This window comes from Brucella sp. BE17 (assembly GCF_039545455.1).
Taxonomy (GTDB): domain Bacteria; phylum Pseudomonadota; class Alphaproteobacteria; order Rhizobiales; family Rhizobiaceae; genus Brucella.
The window spans coordinates 2,319,509-2,339,539 of sequence record NZ_CP154467.1 but is presented as its reverse complement, the minus strand read 5'-3'; the positions used below and the strand labels follow the sequence as shown (position 1 = coordinate 2,339,539).

Here is a 20,031-nt window from a genome sequence, read left to right as displayed (position 1 = left end):
GGCATAGCTCAGCATATCTGAAATTTTGCGACAAAACCTAATGATTGGCACGCCTCTCAACACTGACATTCATTCCAGTTCGGTTGCTGTGCGACGCCATTCAAGCACCCGGTAGGCTACCTTGTCAGCAGCTGATACAAGTATCAACGCCTCGAAGGATTCACTGTAGCCCGACTGCAGGTTCGTTCTGAGAACCACACGCCAGCTTTGTGCTTGCGCGGGTGTGTTGAAATTCACCCCTGCAAGCGCGTGGTTGAGTTGCTCGCGCGACAGACGACCGGCATCAAAATCCGAGATTGCCTTTCGCACCGATGGAGAGAGGCTGGGAATGGCACCCAGCAATCGATCATCGAGTGCTTCGAGGCGAACGCCGGACAAGCCGGATGAAACGGTAAGATAGCGGTCGATAGCAATGGCAATATTGGGCGTTATTCCCGGGAAGACCGCGAGTTCGGAAACGGTCTGAAATAACTTTTTATTGCCTACAGGTTGCGGCGAAGTGGGGCCAACCGGCTGTCCATTTGTCGCCCCCGAGCGGCGGGCGATGATCCCTCTCGCCAGATCGTCTGCGGCTGCGGGAGCGGCACCAGCCGCTCGCAGCGCACCAATGATCAGCGGCTGTTCGGCGGTATTAAGATCAATCCGCAAGGCTTCATTTGTAGCAGAGACGGAAGCGACTCCCGCCGGTAAGGTGATTGTGGACGATATCTGATCGCTCAGCCTGTCCACACCGTCGGGCGGGCCCGCGCGAATCTCGGCCACAGCCAGAGAGAGCCCGGCTTCCGCCAGAATGCGCGCTGACGCCTTGTCTTCCGTGACCCGCACGCTGGCCACGACCCCGGTCAACTGCACCCGAAGAATGACGGCAAGAAACCCCAGGAAAATCATGATCCACAGGACACTGACGAGGATTGTACCCCGCTGGGTGTTTGACGACTTGACGCCCACCTGCCTCCACAAAAAGTGATGCCACAACCCCGGCGAAATCAAGATATTGTCCTCCCCGACCCGATCAATGTGATTACCCTGCGGCGGGCAGCCACGCCCAGACAATGACCAGTGCTGGCGCGAGGAAGGTGCCGAAAGGAACCTTCGCCACGGCACGCAACGGTCTGCGCAGGCGTATCGCTCGCAACAAGATAAAAGTCAGCGCAGCCAAGGCGGCAAGCATGATCTGAACGCCGGTCCCGGATATCCCAAGGAGCAGTGCTGATGCTCCAAGCAGCTTGATATCGCCCATTCCGAGCCCGGTCTGACCGCGCAGGCGCTCGTACAATATATCGAACAGCCAAAGCGACCCTGCCAGCAATAGAGCGGCGCACACATACACGGCAAGCATCTTAACGTCCTCTGACGCGAACAGCCACTCGGCAAAGCCGACAAGAAGGATTCCAAGCGTATAGCGGTCGGGTATGAGCATCGTCGCGAGATCATGAACTGCGATCGCCGCCGCCAGCAGGCACAGCGCGGCCCATACGACCAATGTGTATGCGGTTTCCCCGGCAACTGGCGGAAACGTCACTGCGCCGACGACGCTTGCCACGACCGCGATGGCCTGGGGTCGTGCAGTGAATGTCTTCATTCGATGACTGACTTGGCAGGCCGCCGCAGCGGCACGTTCTTAGACGGTTCGTTCATCAACCGCAATTGCGATCGCATCTGCTCGGCCACGTTTTGCGCATCCATACTGTCACGAATGACCTGCGGCCGAATCAGGATGATGAGTTCGGTGCGCGTAGCGGCATTCTGGTTGGACCGGAACGCATCACCGACCAACGGAAGGTCGCCGAGAATTGGCAGGCCATCGCGGCCCCGCTGCTGGCGTTCGCTAATCAATCCTCCGAGCATCACTGTCTGGCCGCTGCTCACCGAAACGGTCGAGCTGACGCGCCTCTGCGAAATTGTCGGCGTCAGCGACTGCGCCTGGCTTCGCTGTACGGAACTGATCTCCTGCTCCACGACCAAACTGATGGTGCCGTTTCCTGTGATACGCGGCAGGACCTTCAGGATGACGCCAGTGTTACGGAACTCGACATTGTTGACGATCGGAGCCTGCGGATCGGTCACTGACTGAGCACTGCGCGTCACGATTGGAATTTCATCACCGACCTGCAGCACGGCCGGTTTGTTGTCGAGGACGACGACCGATGGCGACGACAGCACCTTGACTTCGGTGACCCCGCGTAAGGCGTCGAGGACAACGCGCGGCTCGGTCTCGGGACCCAGCAGCAGGTTGAAACCCGGAGCCGTTCGCGAAAGTACAGCTTTGCCAGCTTCCTTGACCAACCCCATCGAGCCTCGGTTGCGACCTAGGCCGAGGTCCCTAGACTTCAGGAAAAACTGCAAGCCATAGCGCAAGTCGTTTGTCAGCGTTACCTCGGCAATCGTCGCCTCAATCGCTACCTGCTCCTGCGGCCGGTCGAGCGCCGAGATCGCTTGTTCGATCGTCCGTTGCTGGTCTGGCCGCGCATAGATGAGAACGGTATTGTTTTCCGGGTTCGCGGTTATACGCACGCCGCCATTGGGCGATTTCGTGTTTTCCGCCCCGAAAGCGACCGGCGTTTCGCCGCCCATGCGCTGCTCCAGGGTCGCTTCGGCCGACTGCGAACCGCCTGCGTCCTGATTCTGTCCGTCAGCCAGCGAGCCGGGTGGAAACTGCGAGGCCGGCTCTTCCGAGGCCGACGATGCTGAGGCACCGTTGAATATCTCGTTCACCATCGCTGCAAGGCGCCGTGCCTGCAGATGCTGGACCTTGTAGACCCGCAAATTCGAGGCAGTCGCGCCGACCCGGTCAAGCCGCTGGATCCAGGTTGCCGCACGTTGCAACCGGTCGCGCGTCTTCGCCACCACCAGTATAGCGTTGCTGCGCTCGACCAATTGGAGATTGATCGTGTTGCGCCCGCGGCCGCTCTCCCCCAGGTCGAGCACGCGCGTAAGCTCGGGCATCAGTGCCGCCGCATTTGAATTTTGAATGGGAAAAATGCCTACCGACTGGTTTGCCAGCCAATCCTGATCGAAAGAGCGTGCTGCTTCGATTGCCGCGGTCCGCTCTGCCGCCGTCCCTTGGAAGATCAGTGCGTTTCGGCTTGGATCCTCGCGCACCATGCCAGGACGGGCGACGAAGTTTTCGAGCAGTGGCAGGATCGTGTGGGTGGAGACGTTTTTCAGAGGAAAGGCCGTGACAGCGTAGCCGGGCTGGACGATGGTGCCCTGATCAAGCTCAGCGGTTCCAAACACCTCGTTCGCAGGTATCAGCCTCAGTCGGTTGCCTTCGCGCATCATGGCCACGCCACTGCTGCGCAGCGCGGATTCGAACATGGTGAGAACCTCTGCGGCCGGCGTAGGCCTCGATGTCGTGATCGAAACGCGTCCCGATGCCTTTGGATCGAGCGTATAGCTTATGCCAAGCACTTCGCCGAGAACGTTCCGTGCGGCTACGTTGATCTCGGCATCCTCGAGATTGACCTCGAACATTTCGCCACTCAGCCGCTCCAGCGACTTGCGCTCGCCAGAAGTCAGCTGTTGCTGATAGCCGTAATATACTTCACCCTGCTGGGCATTCTGCTTCCGTCCGAAGCCAAGGCTCGACAGGAAGCCGCCGCCGGACGGCTTGCGCGCACTCAGGTCCGCGTTCGCGACTTTGCTCAGCGGATCTGACGCAACGTCTCCGAGATAATCACCGGTGGTAGTACACGCGGTCATGACGGCCAGAGCGCAGGCGGCCAAACCGGTGCGAGCCCACACCGCATAGGGATCTAAACCGGCGCCCTGACGACATGCCTTCACCTACACACCCCGCGCAAACTGGCATCCTGCCCCCGATAACTGGAGCGGCACCGTTGTATCAAACGCATAACAACCATTAAGCAACCCTTTTGCTTCCCATTCGAGCCCGGACACCTCTCTCCGCGCCGAGGTCACACTGTCATCCTCGGGAGACTGCACAGCGTAGGTATAAAAGCCGTCGTGGAATATCCAATCCAACTCCTCGACGGCTTGAACTCAATGGAACCAGGACGCTGGCACGGTGACCAATGCCGGGAACAGCACCAGGAGCACAATGAGAGACAACTGAGCCAAAAGGAAAGGCCAAATCCCTCTCAAAGCCGCGCCCATCGAAACCTGACTGATCCCGCAAACCGTATTGAGTACCGTTCCCACAGGGGGCGTGATCATGCCAACAGCCGCAGTCATGATAAACATGACCCCGAAATAGACAGGGTCGATCCCGGCTGCTGTCACGAGAGGCATAAGAATTGGCACCAGAATAGTGATCGAAGGTGCGAAGTCGAGCACCATGCCGATGACAAAGACAGCCAGAACGATCATTCCCATCAGCAAGATCGGCATATCGATAAATGGAGCGAGAAGACTGATGAGCTGCCCCGGCAGGCTGGTAATGGTCATCATGAAGCCTGTCACCATAGAGGCCGCCACTAGAAGCATGATCACCGCTGTCATACGACCAGCGTCGAGCAGTGCATGATAGAGTCGCCGCGGCGTCAGCTCCCGATATACAACCAGCCCCACGAAAAGGGCATAAGCGGCGGCAACCACACCAGCCTCGGTAGGGGTGAAGAGGCCAAAACGCAGTCCGGCCAGGATAATCACCGGCAGCATCAACGCCCAGCCAGCGGTCATGATGGTTTTCGGTATGTCCCTGCGCGGCAGTTTAGGCTGCACCGCCGCCGTTTCCTTTTTCGAAACGAACCACCAGGCCACCACCAAGCTCAGCCCCATCAGGATCCCTGGCACGATTCCGGCCATGAACAAACCTATGATGGAAATGTTTGCGGTCACGCCCAGGATGATGAAGCCGACAGAGGGCGGGATTACGGGGGCGATAATGCCCGTCGATGCTATCAGGCCTGTAGCCCGCTCCATATTGTAGCCCGCATTCCGCAAAAGGGGGATCAGCATGACCGCCAGCGTCGCCGTATCCGCGATAGCGGATCCCGAGAGGCTGGCCATCACCAGACCCGTGCCGATGACCACGTAACCGAGGCCGCCACGCAGGTGACCGACAAGCGCAAGAGCCATCGTCACGATGCGGCGGGAAAGGCCTCCGGCATTCATAAGCTCGCCGGCGATAAGAAAGAACGGAATCGCCATAAGCGGATAGCTGTCCGCGCCATTGACCAAACGCTGTGCCAGTATCTGAGCATCCAGATTGCCCATCATCATCATCAGCGCGACCGCCGACAGCATCAAGGCAAAGCTAATAGGTATCCCAATGCCGATCGCACCAAGGAGAGAACCGAGAAATACCAAACCGCTCACTGAGTTTTCTCCTGAGTTAGCGTGGAGCTTACGTCCAGTGGCGCTTCATCAAGCTTTACTCCTGCCCAAGTACGAGGCAGGGTGCCGCGCATCGCGCGCCACAGCTCAATAAGGAGAACCAGAGCCATCATGATGGCAGCGACGAGCGCAGCGGCGTAAGTGAGGCCGACGGGAATTCCCGTCAGTGGAGTAATATTACCCCATTCGATGCGGGTAAGTGACCAGCTGCCTTTTGCCACAAGCCAACAGCACCAAAGCATCAGGCCCTGTGCAACAAGAAAACAAACGAAGCGCGCCTTGTGAGGCAGCCGTGCGATCACCGCGTCGACACTGAGATGCGCGCCCTTGGCCAGGCCCACCACAGCTCCCAGAAAGATAATCCAAACGAGGACCACGCGGGAGATTTCAACGGAAGACGAAATGCCTGAGCTGAAGCCGTACCGCAGCACGACATTTGTAAAGATCAGAATGCTCATGACTGCCATGCCGATCACGACAAGGGCGTCAAAAAGATTGAAAAGCCATTTTAACGGGGTGGACATGACTGCTCCTAAAGCTGTGGGCATGCAACGATCCTCGCGGCACTCTGATGAGCAGCCGGATACCGTCAGCAGGGCGCTTCCAGCATGCCCTGCTCATCCGGTCGAACAGCGCTCAAGGGGCAGCAAGATGACCGCCCCTCAGACCAGTCGGTACGAGGTTTAAGCGATACTTCCGGTGCTACACACCTTCAACCACGGCAAGATGTGCCTTGGCATGCGGCTCGCGGGCTTTGATAGCCGTCTGATATTCAGGAGAATTATAGCAGGCGAGAGCAGTCTCGTAGTCCTTGAACTCGATTACAGCCAGTCGGTTTGCGGCAGAGCCTTCCATAACCTGGCTCGTTCCTGCGCGAACGACAAAGGTCGCCCCGTATTTGTCAAAGGCTGCCTTGTTCAGGGCAATATACTCTTTGTACCCCTCCTGGTCTGCAATATCGACCATTGCAACCCAATATCCCTTTTTGGTCATTTTACTTCCTCCCATTAAAACTTCCACCAGCTCTGGCAGATGATATAGGCGGCAGTCACATTCACTTTTAGTGGATGCGACTGTGCCATTGATCTTCCTCTACCACGCGACTAAGTTCCCATTATTAAGATTGACTACGACTGACTACAATATGGACAGTTTGTCCATAAACGTGTATTAGCCAAATGTTCCGTTGTCAAGTCGCAAGGAGATGTCTATGAACAGAAGTAATATCCAGAATGAAGTCGATTCCAAATCGTCTACTCATGTGCAGGGAGCGGCATCATTCTCGAAGTTCATGACAGTGCTGCAAATCATTGCCGACACGCCCGGAACACTGGACATTGCCCAACTGACCAAGCGCGCACCATTTCCACGGGGAACGGTTTACCGCCTCGTTTCCGCGCTTACCGCAGAGGGACTTGTCATCCAGTCAGGAGAGAACGGAACATTTCGTTTAGGCCCACGCCTCCTTCAGCTTGCTGCCCAGTCCTGGGAGGACTCGGATCTGCGGACGATCGCGAGGGATTTTCTTGTCTCGCTTCGCGATGCAACGGATGAGACCGTGCACCTCGCGGTTCCGAGCAACAATCTAATGGTCTACATAGACAAGCTGGTCGGCTCCAACAGGGTACAGATGAAAACCAGCATTGGTGGCCAGGTCGAACTTCACTCCACATCTGTAGGTAAGGCGTGGCTGTCGGGCCTTTCGGACGAGCGGATCATGGAAGTTCTCAAGGATCTGGACCTGAGGCGTCACACCGCAAAGACGTTCACTACACCCGCAGCGCTGTTAGAAGAATTGAAGCGGACACGTGAGCAGGGATTCGCGTTCGATGACGAGGAAAACGAGCCGGATATCCGCTGTCTCGGCAGTCCGATCTTTAATCGTTTGAGGGAGCCGATAGGAGCGGTAAGCGTCAGCATGCCTCTGTATCGGCACGACGAGCGCAGCCACGAGCTCTGCGCGCGGCTGGTGTGTGAAACGGCGCAACAGATCAGTACCGAATTGTCTAGGATGGTGTAGCCAGCCAAGCAGTCCGGAAACCCCAGGGGGCAGCGCCCTGGGCTCGCTGCTGCTAAGACGGGCCACTGCATAGAGACGGCTTTCTCTTGGCCGACCTCGAGCGGCTACTGATCATATTGGGTTGGAGATACCAGATTGCGATTCCATCATTACGCACGAACCATACTTGCTTCGGGCATGTTTATGCTTGCCTCAGCGGCGCATGCAGAAGAAGAGCGGAGAGAGCTTGGCCCACACGTTCATGGCCACGGGAGCTTGATGGTTGCGATCGAGGGCAACAATATTCAAATGGAGTTCGTTGCTCCCGGCATGGATATCGTAGGGTTCGAGCACGAAGCTGACACCAACCGCCAGAAAAGAGCTGTCGAGGCTGCGCTCGCCGACCTCAAGGAACCCTTGAATCTTTTCGAATTGCCCGAGTCCGCAGGTTGTGCTGTCACTTCCACCGACGTCAAACTCGTCGCGGAAGAACATGAGCACGATCACGGCGCGGCACAGACCGAAAGCCCCGGGGAGATCGACGACGAGGAGAACCACCACAGCGAGTTTCGGGCCACTTACGCCCTCACCTGCGAGGCCGCTGAGCAGATAAAGTCCATAAACTTCCGTTTTTTTGATCGTTTCCGCGATGCCTCGGAACTGAGCGTGACGTTCATCGATGCTGACGGCGAGGCGGCCTTCGGTGTGTCACGCAACTTTCGCAATATGGAAAGATAGGATGGGAAGGCACGCGTTGACCGACGCTGTGAACTTGCACGGAGTGGACTTGTCCCGTTTTATTTCCACCTCTTTATCTCTTTTCGGCGTTTATTTGTTCGAATTGAGCGGGCGATATTCCTCCGAGTTTTGTCAGCTGAGAAATCCTGATCCAGCAAGTTCGGCGCTATATTAAAAGTATGGTTGCTGTCAGTTGTAACCTTATATTTGCGGGTTCTGAGAGCATAAATGTTGTTTTGGCTCATCAGGCGACCAACGCGGCGATGCCCAACAGATAACCCAATACTTTGCAGCTCTTGCGTCATGCGAGGACGACCATAAGATTTAAGGCTAACATGATATTGCTCTCGAATATGTGCGAGGAGCACCATATCCTGTCTCTGCCGCTTGCTTAATGGCCGTCTGCGCCAGGCACGATAACCGCGCGATGTAACGACGATAATCTGGCACAGTCAGTGGACTGAAATCTGACTGCGGTGTTCTTTGACGAAGGCAAACCTCATTTGCTTTGATTCTTAAAGAACACGGTGGCTTTTTTTTAAGATTCCCCTCTCCTCCAAAAGTCGGCGGTTCTCTTTACGCAAGCGTTCATTTTATTTCGCCAAATCGGTATCGTTAGCTGGAGGCATATCCGCGGGGCGAGAGCGCTGTATACATTTGGATAGAGTGGAAAGGCCAAAACCTAAACTTGGCTGCTACCCGGCGGCGAGTAAGGCCACTCGTAAGCGCAATCCGAACGGCGTCACGTCTGAAATCGTCCGTATGTAAGGCTACCATAAATCTTCTCCTTAATGACCAATAGTCTGTTCAAGGAGGCCGAATCAAACCGCGAAAATTTCAGCAATAGTTGCGACCGTTGTTGAGCACGGCAAACCATTCGCCAAAGTCGCTCGCGCCACTTGTGGATACGCTCACCTAAATCCGGTAACCCTGAGAACTTCCGCGGGCGAGGTAAGACCCTGGCCTGCTTTTTTGGCACCGTCATGCGACATCGTGCTCATGCCCCGTTCCAGAGCGAGCGCTTCGATCCTGGAATGATCCGCGCCCTGTGAAGCGAGTTCCGTGATCACCTCATCAAGGACGAGGATCTCGAACACGGCGATGCGCCCCCGATAGCCGGTGGAATTACAGCGACCGCAACCCACTGCGTTGAAAGTTTTCTGACCCGGAGAGAACCCGGACGCCCGGTAGCGAGAGTCGGAATTGAAAGTCGCGGGCGAGAGAATTCCTTCCTCCTTGCAGTGATCGCAGAGCCGCCGCAACAGACGCTGGGAGATGATGCCACGCAGGGCACCGACCAACAGATAGGTTTCCACACCCAGGTCGCGCATGCGCGTGAAGGCCGCTGCAGCAGTGTTTGCATGGACGGTGGTCAGGACAAGGTGACCAGTGAGCGCTGCCTGCACGGCGGCTCGGGCAGTCTCTCCGTCGCGTATCTCGCCAATCAGGATCACGTCGGGGTCCTGACGCACGAATGTGCGGATCGCTGATGAAAAGGTGATGCCGATCGCTGAGTTGATCTGCGACTGTACGATGCCTGGAATCTGGTACTCGACGGGGTCCTCGATCGTCACAATCTTGCGTCCCGGATCGTTGAGCTTGGAAAGCGCTGCCGCGAGCGTCGTCGTCTTGCCGCTGCCGGTTGGACCGGCGACGGCGATCATTCCGTGTGTGTGCTCAAGCAACCGGTTCAGAATCAGCTGCTCTTCCTCGTCGAGGCCCACGCCAGCAAAATCCAGCAGGACGCTGTCGCGATGCAGGATGCGCATGACGACGGTCTCACCGTGGATAGAGGTAAGGGTCGCAACGCGAAGTTCGACTTCGCGGTCGCCGATCGGAAGGCGCATCGCACCATCCTGAGGCTTCCGGCGCTCGGTGATGTCGAGGCCAGCCAGAACCTTGATGCGCGACACTATTGCATCGCCCATTTCCTGGGGCGGCGAAGGCATTATCCTCAACAAGCCATCGATGCGGAAACGCATTACGAGCCTTCCGCGCATCGGTTCGATATGAATGTCCGTCGCCCTCAGGTCTAGCGCGCGCCTGAAGATGTCGTCGACGACAACGACGACCGGCGCGCCGCTTGCAAGATCCCGCAGGCTTGCGATCTCCGCTTCGGATGTTGCTCCTTCGCCGGTTGCCTGATCAACATGCTGCGCGCCGGAAAGATGTTCCAGACAGGCTTCCAGATCAGGAGCTGGAATGATGCATACCTCGGCTTTCCCGTCGAGAACAGCCCGCAGCGCCATTATCGGGTCTTCGTCTCCTGGATGGAGAACTCCTATGACGGTGCTTCCGTCTGGTGCCGTGAGCGGCGCGATCCAGTTCTCCACAAGAAATCGGTTTGAGAGATTCTGCGCGACGGGCTTGTAGTCAGCGAGCTGCTGCCTGTCTAGAAGCTGTACGCTATAATAGGACGACAGGAAGCTTGCGAGGGTGTCAGCGTCAACGATCTTCGCTTCGATCAGGCGGTGCAGGTCAGAGGCCCGTGAGGCCGTACTCTCACCAAAAAGCTCCTGTGTCGCTTCGCGGCTCGCCAGTCCGGCATCCGACAAGGCCGACAAAAGTGAGTCTGAGTGTAAGTCTGCAGAGATTGGGGTCATTGAACCTACCCGTCGCACTTGACTCTTGAGCACAATGGACGCCGGCTTCTGCAAGCAGAAACCGGCGGCGCATCCAAAAAGCTACGCCAGACCAGAAGGCTGTGCGGTAGAGATGTCAAGCGTCCGCACACTTCTGCTCCTCTCAGCGATCCATCGCCTTGACAATTGCCTCCGTCATCTTCTTGGCGTCGCCGAGCAGCATCATTGTGCTATCCTTGTAGAACAGTGTGTTGTCGATGCCGGCATAGCCTGAACCAAGCGATCGCTTGACGAAGAGACAGGTGCGCGCCTTGTCGACGTCGAGGATCGGCATGCCATAGATCGGCGACGACTTGTCATCACGCGCCGACGGGTTGGTCACGTCATTGGCGCCAATCACATAGGCGACGTCGGCTTGTGCGAACTCGGAGTTGATGTCTTCCAGCTCGAACACCTCGTCATAGGGTACATTGGCTTCGGCGAGCAGCACATTCATGTGTCCCGGCATGCGCCCTGCAACCGGATGGATCGCATACTTCACCTCGACGCCCCTGTCTTTGAGCTTGACTACCAATTCGCTCAGCGCGTGCTGTGCCTGTGCTACCGCCATGCCGTAGCCCGGCACGATAATCACCCTTTGCGCATTCGCCATCAGATAGGCTGCGTCGTCTGCCGAGCCCTGCTTCACCGTTCGCTCAATGCCGTCCTGTGTCACAGCACCGGTTTCGCCGCCGAAGCCGCCGAGTATCACAGAAATGAACGAGCGGTTCATGCCCTTGCACATGATGTAGCTAAGTATTGCGCCCGATGAGCCGACCAGTGCACCGGTGATGATCAATGCGAGATTGCCAAGCGTGAACCCCAGTGCCGCCGCGGCCCAGCCCGAATAGGAATTGAGCATCGAGACGACGACCGGCATGTCAGCGCCACCAATAGGGATAATCAGGAGAATGCCCAGTAAGAGCGACAGCACAACGATCACCCAGAAGATAGTCGTTGACTGCATCGTCACCATCATTGCCACGAGCACCACCAGCACGGTCACGATGCCCGCGGTGAGAACGTGGCGCGCCGGCAGCATAATCGGCTTGCCGGACATGCGCCCATCCAGCTTTAGGAAGGCGATAATGGAACCGGTGAAGGTTACCGAACCGATGGCGACGCCCAGCGCCAATTCGATGATCGCCTGGGTATGAATGTGGCCGACGCTACCGATGCCGAAGCTTTCCGGTGCATAGACTGCGGCTGCGGCCACCAGCACGGCGGCAAAGCCCACCAGCGAATGGAAGGCGGCGACGAGCTGCGGCATCGACGTCATGGCGATGCGTCGCGCGATGACGGCACCGACGGCACCACCCAAGGCAATGCCGGCGACGATCAGAACGAAGCCGTTGAAGGACGGTACGGCCAATGCCAGCGTGGTGACGACCGCTATCGTCATGCCGATCATGCCGTAGACATTGCCCTGGCGGCTGGTTGTTGGATGCGACAGGCCGCGCAGCGCCATGATGAACAGCACGCCGGACACGAGATAAAGGAAGTTGGAGAGATTCTCGCTCATCAGTCAGGCCTCACTTCTCTTTTTTCTTGTACATCGCCAGCATGCGCTGTGTGACAAGGAACCCGCCGAAGATGTTCACTGAGGCAAGGATCAGGGCAACAAAACCGAAGCCGGTGGCAAGGCCGGACGCCGAAATACCGACGGCGAGCAGTGCGCCGACCACGATTACCGAGGAAATCGCATTGGTCACCGCCATCAGCGGCGTGTGTAGCGCTGGCGTCACCGACCACACGACGTAGTAGCCGACAAAGATCGCCAGCACGAAAATCGCCAAGCGGAAGACGAACGGGTCAATGCCCGTCGCTACACCGATACCATCGGCAACCGTATCCGCCACCTGGGCGGTCCGTTCGTTCTGGAACGCCAGTCGAACGGCTAAGGCAGCCTGCTCCAGCTGATCGACCGCCTGTTCCAGTGCGCGTCTTGCATTGTGTTCCATCATGCGCCTCCCTGCGCCTTTGATGCGGCGGACTTATTCGGCGCCGTGGGCTGGGGCTGATCCGGCTCGGCCTTTGCGAAGGCGGGATGCACGACCCGGCCCCCATGCGTAAGCAAGGTCGCTTTGACGAGCTGTTGCTCCGGGTCAACCGCAAGCGTCTTCGTCTCTTTGTTCACCATTGTCTCAAGAAACGCGAACAGGTTCCTGGCGTAAAGCAGCGAAGCAGATGCAGCCACACGGCCCGGCACGTTGAGATAGCCGATGATTTTCACACCATTGGCCGTCGTCACGACTCGCCCGGCAACAGAACCCTCGACATTGCCGCCGCGCTCTACCGCGAGGTCAACGATCACCGAACCCGCCTTCATCGACGCGACCATAGCCGCCGAAATCAGCTTCGGGGCCTGTCGGCCTGGAATCAGCGCAGTCGTGATGACGATATCCTGCTTGGCAATGTGATCGGCAGTCAACGCTGCCTGCTTGGCCTGATATTCCTTCGACATCTCCTTGGCGTATCCACCCCCAGTCTCGGCAGCCTTGAACTCTTCATCCTCGACCGCGATGAACTTCGCGCCGAGTGAGGCGACCTGCTCCTTAACAGCTGGGCGCACGTCCGTGGCCGTGACGACCGCACCTAGTCGACGCGCCGTGGCTATGGCCTGAAGACCCGCAACGCCCGCGCCCATCACGAATAATTTAGCCGCTGGCACTGTGCCCGCAGCCGTCATCATCATGGGAAGAGCGCGGTCATATTCTGCAGCCGCATCGATCACGGACTGATAACCGGCAAGGTTTGCCTGCGAGGACAGAATGTCCATCGATTGGGCCCGCGTGATGCGCGGCATGAACTCCATCGAGAAAGCGGAGATACCTGCTTTCGCCATAGCGACAACGGCATCGTCATTGCCATACGGATCCATTGCGGCGAGGACAGCTGCACCAGCCTTGTAGGATTTGAGCTCTGCGGCGTTTGGACGGCGAACCTTCAGAATCACATCTGCACGGCCCGCGGCGGATGCGGAACCAATGGTGGCACCTGCCTTCGCATAGTCCTCATCGATGATCCGGGACAGTGTGCCCGCTCCGCTCTCAACCACCACATCAAAGCCAAGGGCGGCTAAGCGCTTCACCGTATCGGGCGATGCCGCGACACGGGGTTCGCCCAGTCCGCCCTCGGATGGAATAAAGATAATCTGGCTCACGCTTAGCTTCCCCTCCCCGGCATGCAGCGCATCTGCACGCCTGTATATCGTTGATTTTTTCCTATAATCCACAAAATGGACAATTTGTCCACATTTAAGTAAAAGTACTTGCCCGACGATTGTCGATGCCATATCGATAGCGCGGAGGCCAAGTTCTGGGAGGTGTAAAAATGTCCAAGCATAATGGTTCGAAACGGCTGCGCTCGCGTGAGTGGTTCGACAATACCGACAACCCCGGTATGACAGCGCTCTATCTCGAGCGCTATCTGAACTATGGGTTGACCCGCGAGGAACTGCAGTCCGGAAAGCCGATTGTCGGCATCGCCCAAACGGGCTCGGACCTGTCGCCCTGCAACCGGCATCATATCGAGCTGGCCAAGCGCGTGCGCGATGGCATTGTGGCTGCTGGCGGCGTCCCGCTTGAATTCCCGGTCCACCCAATTCAGGAGACAGGTAAGCGGCCCACCGCTGCGCTCGACCGCAACCTTGCTTATCTCGCTCTCGTTGAATTGCTGTATGGTTATCCGCTGGATGGCGTCGTGCTGACCATCGGCTGCGACAAGACCACCCCGGCGCTGCTGATGGCCGCAGCCACCGTCAACATTCCAGCCATAGCGCTGTCCGTCGGCCCGATGCTGAACGGCTGGCACAAAGGTGAACGCACCGGCTCCGGCACGGTCGTATGGAAGTCACGCGAAAGGCTGGCGGCGGGAGAGATCGACTACGACGAGTTCATGGACATCGTCGCCTCATCGGCACCGTCCGTCGGCTTTTGCAACACGATGGGCACGGCGACGACGATGAACTCGCTTGCCGAGGCGCTCGGCATGCAGTTGCCGGGCTCGGCGGCGATCCCCGCTCCCTATCGCGAGCGCGGCCAGATGGCTTACCAAACCGGCAAGCGCATCGTCGAGATGGTGAGGGAGGACCTCAAGCCGTCCGACATCATGACCCGGGAGGCGTTCGAAAATGCGATCGTCGTCAATTCTGCCATCGGCGGGTCAACCAATGCGCCTATCCATCTCAACGCCATCGCGCGGCATCTCGGCGTGTCACTGACCGTCGATGACTGGCAAAAGGTCGGCCACCACGTTCCGCTGATCGTAAATCTCCAGCCGGCCGGTGAATATCTCGGTGAGGACTATCATCATGCGGGCGGTGTTCCGGCCGTGGTGGCAGAGCTGATTAAGGCCGACTTACTGCCGCACCCTGGAGCCATAACCGCCAACGGCCGCACGATCAGCGATAATTGCGCCGCGGCGGATAACCTCGACGGCAGGGTCATCCGTACTGTTGCCGATCCGCTCAGGAAGGATGCGGGCTTCATCAATCTGAAAGGCAATCTCTTCGATTCCGCCATCATGAAGACGTCTGTCATCTCGCCGGAGTTTCGCGACCGCTATCTGTCAAATCCGCAAGACTCCGATGCCTTCGAGGGCGTCGCCGTAGTCTTCGACGGTCCGGAAGACTACCACAATCGCATTGAGGATCCCTCACTTGACCTGAACGAAAATACCATCCTGTTCATGCGCGGAGCCGGCCCAGTCGGTTATCCGGGCGGTGCCGAAGTCGTGAACATGCAACCGCCTGCCTACCTGCTGAAAGCAGGCATCCATTCGCTGCCCTGCATCGGCGATGGCCGTCAGTCCGGCACTTCTGGCTCTCCATCGATCCTCAACGCCTCGCCGGAAGCGGCCGTCGGTGGTGGTCTTGCACTGCTGCGTACGGGTGACCGGGTACGCATTGACCTGCGCAAGGGCACCGCCGACATCCTCGTGTCGGATGACGAGATGAAGCACCGTCTTGCCGATCTTCAAAACGAGGGCGGCTATGAATATCCGAAGCATCAGACACCCTGGCAAGAGATCCAGCGGTCAATGGTTGATCAGTTTTCTGAGGGAATGGTTCTGAAACCGGCGGTTAAGTACCAGAATATCGCCGTCACCAGCGGCCTGCCGCGCGACAATCATTAGGACATTTCCTGCTTGGGGCCGAATTGCTCGACAGGCAAAAAAAGATTGGCGCTACTATCAGATGCCAGTACCCTGCAGACACCGTGCCCCAAGTTGCCCGCTCCAGTCTCAGCTCATGGATCGGACAAAGAATTCTGGATTTATCGGGAATAAGCACCTGAAGATACACTATGTTTAAATTTCACGCGCAGCAGAACTTCGAATTTTACGTCGGATTCCGCTCAGAGGTTTGACCGAAATGGCTTCTCCTTTCACCGCAGCTATCCGCGGCCTGGATGACTGGATTGCGGGACCAGCCTCTCTGCTGGATGAACTTGTGCGCGTTAAATCCGGCAGCCGCGTGATCGGGACGGTCGCCGATGACGGGAGCGCTATTGAAATCCAGCCAGCATCGGGCCGAAAGCCGTCTGCCCTCCTGTCGATGCCGATTTCTCATGACGCGCAGCCGTCCGCTGCATTGCTCAGCGCAGTGAATGGAAAGACGATCCATCTCGGCATCCCATCGAGCTGGGTGATCGCGCGCCGCATTGAACTGCCTATGGAGGCTGCCAGCCACCTCGATGGAATTGTTGCGTCGCGTATGGGTGCACTTTCACCATTGCCTGTCTCCGACATCTATTTCGGTCACAAGGTAATCGACATCGACCGCGAAGCCCGGCAAGTGATGGTTGCCATCGCGATCGTTCCAAGGTCGCGCGTCGCTGCTGCCCTGGCATGTCTGAATGTGACCGTTGCCCGCCAGGTCCTGATTTCGGCACCGTTTCCCAAATGCGGCGAAGTGGCTGTGTCGACATACCGGCAACAGGGCACCGGGACCCGTGACCGAATAAAGTTTCTTCTCGCCGGAATTTTGGGGATCAGCCTCGTCACGGCCATCACAGCACTGGCGGTACGGCCGATGATCGAGGGAAGCTATGCCAAACGCCGCGCTGCCGTCGAGGTCCGCGCAGAACAGGCGCGTCAGGCGATTGCGCTCGCGGCAGCGCCCTTCAAGGCTGAAACCGCGCCTGAGCAGACCGCACTGAACTTCAAGGAAGACGCCGTAAGCGCGCTTGCAGCCTTAGACGCCCTGGCTGAAGCTTTGCCCATGCACTCCTATGCCACGGAAGTATCTTTCGCCAATGGGCGCATGCGTCTTTCGGGGCGGACATTGGACGTACCGGAAGTGCTGACCGCGCTTGAATCGTCGGGGCGTTTCGAAGGCAGCAGACTGGTCGGACCGGCTTTGCGCGGAGAGGATGGCGTTACTTCCGAGTTCGATGTCGACACCCAGCCGCTCATTCGCTCGGGGGGCGCACTGCGATGATGCTGACGACTCTATGGCGCGACAAGCGGCTTCAATCCCTCATCGTCATTGCCCTGCTGGTCGTCGGAACTCTGATACTTGTCGCCGATACGTTGCTGACCTGGCGTGCTGAGGCGCGTACGCTGGCGCTTTATGAGGAACGTACGGCCCTGCTCGAAGGCAAGGCATCCAATTCCCCGGTCCACCACGCGGAAGCGCCGACTCCAGACGTTGGCGAGAACAAGATACTTCTCGATTCCCAAACCAGCGGGCTCGTCTCAGCCGAATTTCAGCGCCTGATTTCTGAACATGTAGAACGTGTGGGGGCCATTATCAGGCGCGTCGACGTTCCCGCAGACGGCCAAATCGGCCTCACAGGCGATCCCCAGCTGGAGGCTTTGGAACGCATTCGTTTGACCACCGATATTGAGGTAATGGAGCAATCGCTGCCAGATCTCCTATATGCCATAGAGGCGGGTTCGCCCGTCATGATCGTCGACAGCTTCAGGATCAGATTGAACCGCGCGGTTGACTTGTCAGGGGGAGGCCAAAACTTTGGTTCCCTCGATCGACCATTATCGCTAAACGTCTCGCTATCCGCCTTCCGAGAGAAGGGCTCCCAGCCATGACAACGAAAGTGCGCGTGCCGATTATACTCGCCGCTGTCGCGGTTTCGTCTAACCTCTCCTTCGGCATGGAAAACCTGTCGGTCAGAGAGCGTCCTTTGAGCGGCTATGCAGCTCTGCGGGATCGGCCGCTGTTCTCGCCGGGACGATCTGCCCCCATCCTATATGCCGCCCCCGAGCCGGAACCTGTCGTGGTGGTGCCTGAACCGGAACCCGAGCCAGCGCCAGCGCCTGCTGCTGCGCCTGATTGGCAATTGGTTGGCATCGTGCGCTCGGAAAGGCTCAACAGCGCAACCTTCACCTCACCAGCCGAAGTGACGGCCTTCACGCTGCGGAGGGGGGAGACCCATCAAGGTTGGACCTTGAAGGTCGTCGGCCAGTTTGAGGTCAAGCTCGACGGTGCGGGTGGGCGAGCTTCGTTGCGCTTTTCCGATGAGATGAACGGCGGGCAGACTGATTGGCAGGGGCAGCCGATGAATTATGAAGCGCAGGGAGAAACCGCCATTTACGGAGAGGGAGGGTAACCCAAATGGAAGAGCTTGAATCGTTTGGCGCTCGGCAGAGATCGCGATTGAAGGGATTTTTCAAAAACACCGATTTCAAACATTTGTCTCCCGTGAAGACGCGCAGTTAAGAAGCTTGACCTCGATGAGTTCCACGGCATTCGCATATAAGGCTTTGAATGGCGACGGGCGCCTGGAACTCGGCCGGATCGATGCGTCGGATTCCGAGGACGCCGTCCAGAAGCTGAGCGCGCGCGGGTTGATCCCGGTGAATGTCGAAGAAAGCGTGCAGTCCGCAGCACGGGCGCCGCTCTTCACGAGCCGAATACCGGCGGCGGCTGTTACGCGGCTGCTCTCGGACCTTTCAATCATGCTCAATGCGGGTATCCGGATCGACGAAGCTCTCTCGATCATGGAAAGGGAATTCGACAATGGCAAGCTTCAACCCGTGGTCACCAGCGTTCGGACCGATCTGGCTTCAGGCAAATCGTTTTCCACTGCATTGGAAGCCTGGCCTGCCCTCTTCCCCACATTTCAAATCGCCATGGTTCGCGTTGCAGAGACCTCCGGCAAGTTGGCCACCCTTTTGTCGCGCATCGTGGAGGAGCGCCAGAATTTTGAGGCATTGCAAGTCAAGGTCAGGGAGGCGCTGCGGTACCCAGCGGTCCTTTTCGCCGGCACGATCTGCGTACTGGTTTTCTTCCTAGTGGGCGTGGTTCCTCAGTTCGAACCGATGATCGCGCAGGGCGGCAACACGGACACGCTGATGGTGGCGATGTTCGCGGTTTCGAACTTCCTTAGCTCATATGGGCTGGAGCTTCTGCTTGCCGTTTCCATCGTGGTATTATTGGGGTTCGTGGCGGCGCGGCGAGGCCTTCTATGGGCATGGCTCTGGGGGGGGGCCAAAAAGCTTCCGCTTCTGTCGGATATACCGGGCAGTTATCGCACGGGTCGCTTCGCACGTCTCTTGGGAATCATGGTCGAAACGGGCGTGGCGGTTCCCCTGGCTTTCAAGCTCATCTCCGATACTATCGATCATGGGGAGGCAGCCCGGGCACGCGCGCAGCAGGCATCCGATGCGCTGAGACAGGGCAACAGGCTTGGTCATGCACTTGAGATTCTCCAGCTTCCGCCGCTGGCGGTGCGCATGTTGAGACTCGGTGAGCAAAGTGGCGAACTCGCTGATCTTGCCTATCGTGTTGCCGACTTTTATGAAGTGCGGTTGGAACGTTCGCTGTCCCGTATCGTCGGGCTCGTCGGCCCTGCGGCGGTGGCAACCATCAGCATCTTGATCGGTGGTATGATCGTGTCGATCATGTCTACCCTAATGTCCTTCAATGACATGGTTCGATAGGAGCTTGATTGCATGAGCGTACATTTCACAGTTGATTCTCCTCTCACACAACGCAAGCGTGCCAGGCGCCGCAAGGCGGGCTTTACACTGATCGAGATGCTGGTCGTGCTGGCCATCATCGGGCTGATCTCAGCGCTCGTCGGCCCTCGTGTTCTGGCGCAGTTGTCTGATTCCCGAGAGCGCGCGGCCAAGCTCCAGATTGAGGCGTTTTCCAGTGCGCTAGATATCTTCTACATTGATGTTGGTCGTTATCCAATGCAGGCAGAGGGACTGGGAGCCTTGGCGCAAAAGCCCACAACCATCCAAGTCTGGAACGGACCATACCTTCGCAGTGATAGCGTTCCGCTCGATCCGTGGGGCAACGAGTACAAATACGCCAGCGATGGAAAGTCGTTCAACATCACCTCCGATGGTCTAGGTGAGCGCGGCTCAAATGTGTCCCGCTAGCCCTAGGGGCATCATCGACCGTAA

The 20,031-nt window shown here is 57.9% G+C and carries 18 protein-coding genes and 1 pseudogene; 8 read left to right on the top strand and 11 right to left on the bottom strand.

The genetic code is table 11. The features are described from left to right. Positions 1-69: 69 nt before the first annotated feature. The 6 genes from AAIB41_RS11335 to AAIB41_RS11310 form a co-directional block, all read right to left on the bottom strand. A complete protein-coding gene (locus AAIB41_RS11335; RefSeq protein WP_343313469.1) occupies positions 70-948 on the bottom strand; it encodes a hypothetical protein in 879 nt (292 codons plus the stop codon). A 73-nt stretch (positions 949-1,021) separates the two neighbouring features. Then, positions 1,022-1,582, bottom strand: a complete 561-nt coding sequence (locus AAIB41_RS11330; RefSeq protein WP_343313467.1) for an A24 family peptidase — start codon at positions 1,580-1,582, stop codon at positions 1,022-1,024. Then, positions 1,579-3,786 carry a type II secretion system secretin GspD gene (gspD, locus tag AAIB41_RS11325; protein ID WP_343313466.1) on the bottom strand — a complete coding sequence of 736 codons (2,208 nt, stop codon included), beginning with the start codon at positions 3,784-3,786 and terminating at the stop codon, positions 1,579-1,581. The genes AAIB41_RS11330 and gspD overlap by 4 nt, the downstream gene beginning before the upstream one ends. 216 nt (positions 3,787-4,002) lie before the next feature. Further along, positions 4,003-5,280, bottom strand: a complete 1,278-nt coding sequence (locus AAIB41_RS11320; RefSeq protein WP_343313465.1) for a TRAP transporter large permease subunit — start codon at positions 5,278-5,280, stop codon at positions 4,003-4,005. Further along, a complete protein-coding gene (locus tag AAIB41_RS11315; RefSeq protein WP_343313464.1) occupies positions 5,277-5,822 on the bottom strand; it encodes a TRAP transporter small permease in 546 nt (181 codons plus the stop codon). The genes AAIB41_RS11320 and AAIB41_RS11315 overlap by 4 nt, the downstream gene beginning before the upstream one ends. 178 nt (positions 5,823-6,000) lie before the next feature. Continuing rightward, positions 6,001-6,291 (bottom strand): DUF1330 domain-containing protein, encoded by a 291-nt coding sequence (locus AAIB41_RS11310; protein WP_343313463.1) that lies wholly within the window; start codon positions 6,289-6,291, stop codon positions 6,001-6,003. A 217-nt stretch (positions 6,292-6,508) separates the two neighbouring features. Here AAIB41_RS11310 and AAIB41_RS11305 point away from each other — a divergent pair, with 217 nt between their 5' ends. Then, positions 6,509-7,318, top strand: a complete 810-nt coding sequence (locus AAIB41_RS11305) for an IclR family transcriptional regulator (protein WP_343313462.1) — start codon at positions 6,509-6,511, stop codon at positions 7,316-7,318. Between the two features lie 177 nt (positions 7,319-7,495). Further along, entirely contained in the window at positions 7,496-8,035 is a 540-nt protein-coding gene (locus AAIB41_RS11300) for a DUF2796 domain-containing protein (RefSeq protein ID WP_343314751.1), read from the top strand. 131 nt (positions 8,036-8,166) lie between these two features. Here the strand turns inward: AAIB41_RS11300 and AAIB41_RS11295 are convergent. From AAIB41_RS11295 to AAIB41_RS11275, 5 genes and pseudogenes are all read right to left on the bottom strand, one after another. Beyond that, positions 8,167-8,812, bottom strand: a pseudogene (locus AAIB41_RS11295) (IS3 family transposase); the annotation flags it as partial. A 134-nt stretch (positions 8,813-8,946) separates the two neighbouring features. Continuing rightward, positions 8,947-10,638 carry a GspE/PulE family protein gene (locus tag AAIB41_RS11290; protein WP_343313461.1) on the bottom strand — a complete coding sequence of 564 codons (1,692 nt, stop codon included), beginning with the start codon at positions 10,636-10,638 and terminating at the stop codon, positions 8,947-8,949. Positions 10,639-10,780: 142 nt separating this feature from the next. Further along, positions 10,781-12,178, bottom strand: a complete 1,398-nt coding sequence (locus AAIB41_RS11285; protein WP_343313460.1) for an NAD(P)(+) transhydrogenase (Re/Si-specific) subunit beta — start codon at positions 12,176-12,178, stop codon at positions 10,781-10,783. Between the two features lie 10 nt (positions 12,179-12,188). After that, complete coding sequence (locus AAIB41_RS11280) at positions 12,189-12,620, bottom strand: NAD(P) transhydrogenase subunit alpha (RefSeq protein WP_343313458.1); 432 nt, start codon at positions 12,618-12,620, stop codon at positions 12,189-12,191. Continuing rightward, positions 12,617-13,819: a Re/Si-specific NAD(P)(+) transhydrogenase subunit alpha gene (locus AAIB41_RS11275; RefSeq protein WP_343313457.1), complete on the bottom strand. Its 1,203-nt coding sequence runs from the start codon at positions 13,817-13,819 to the stop codon at positions 12,617-12,619. The genes AAIB41_RS11280 and AAIB41_RS11275 overlap by 4 nt, the downstream gene beginning before the upstream one ends. Before the next feature lie 170 nt (positions 13,820-13,989). Between AAIB41_RS11275 and AAIB41_RS11270 the strand changes: the two genes are divergently transcribed. The 6 genes from AAIB41_RS11270 (at position 13,990) to gspG (ending at position 20,007) form a co-directional block, all read left to right on the top strand. Beyond that, positions 13,990-15,792, top strand: a complete 1,803-nt coding sequence (locus AAIB41_RS11270; protein WP_343313456.1) for an IlvD/Edd family dehydratase — start codon at positions 13,990-13,992, stop codon at positions 15,790-15,792. A 238-nt stretch (positions 15,793-16,030) separates the two neighbouring features. Then, positions 16,031-17,098, top strand: a complete 1,068-nt coding sequence (locus AAIB41_RS11265; protein WP_343313455.1) for a PilN domain-containing protein — start codon at positions 16,031-16,033, stop codon at positions 17,096-17,098. Further along, entirely contained in the window at positions 17,095-17,706 is a 612-nt protein-coding gene (gspM, locus tag AAIB41_RS11260; protein WP_343313453.1) for a type II secretion system protein GspM, read from the top strand. Before AAIB41_RS11265 ends, gspM begins: the two co-directional genes overlap by 4 nt. Then, positions 17,703-18,227 (top strand): hypothetical protein, encoded by a 525-nt coding sequence (locus AAIB41_RS11255; RefSeq protein WP_343313452.1) that lies wholly within the window; start codon positions 17,703-17,705, stop codon positions 18,225-18,227. The genes gspM and AAIB41_RS11255 overlap by 4 nt, the downstream gene beginning before the upstream one ends. Before the next feature lie 124 nt (positions 18,228-18,351). Beyond that, complete coding sequence (locus AAIB41_RS11250) at positions 18,352-19,560, top strand: type II secretion system F family protein (RefSeq protein ID WP_343313451.1); 1,209 nt, start codon at positions 18,352-18,354, stop codon at positions 19,558-19,560. Positions 19,561-19,572: 12 nt separating this feature from the next. Further along, complete coding sequence (gspG, locus tag AAIB41_RS11245; RefSeq protein WP_343313450.1) at positions 19,573-20,007, top strand: type II secretion system major pseudopilin GspG; 435 nt, start codon at positions 19,573-19,575, stop codon at positions 20,005-20,007. The last annotated feature ends 24 nt before the right edge of the window (positions 20,008-20,031 follow it).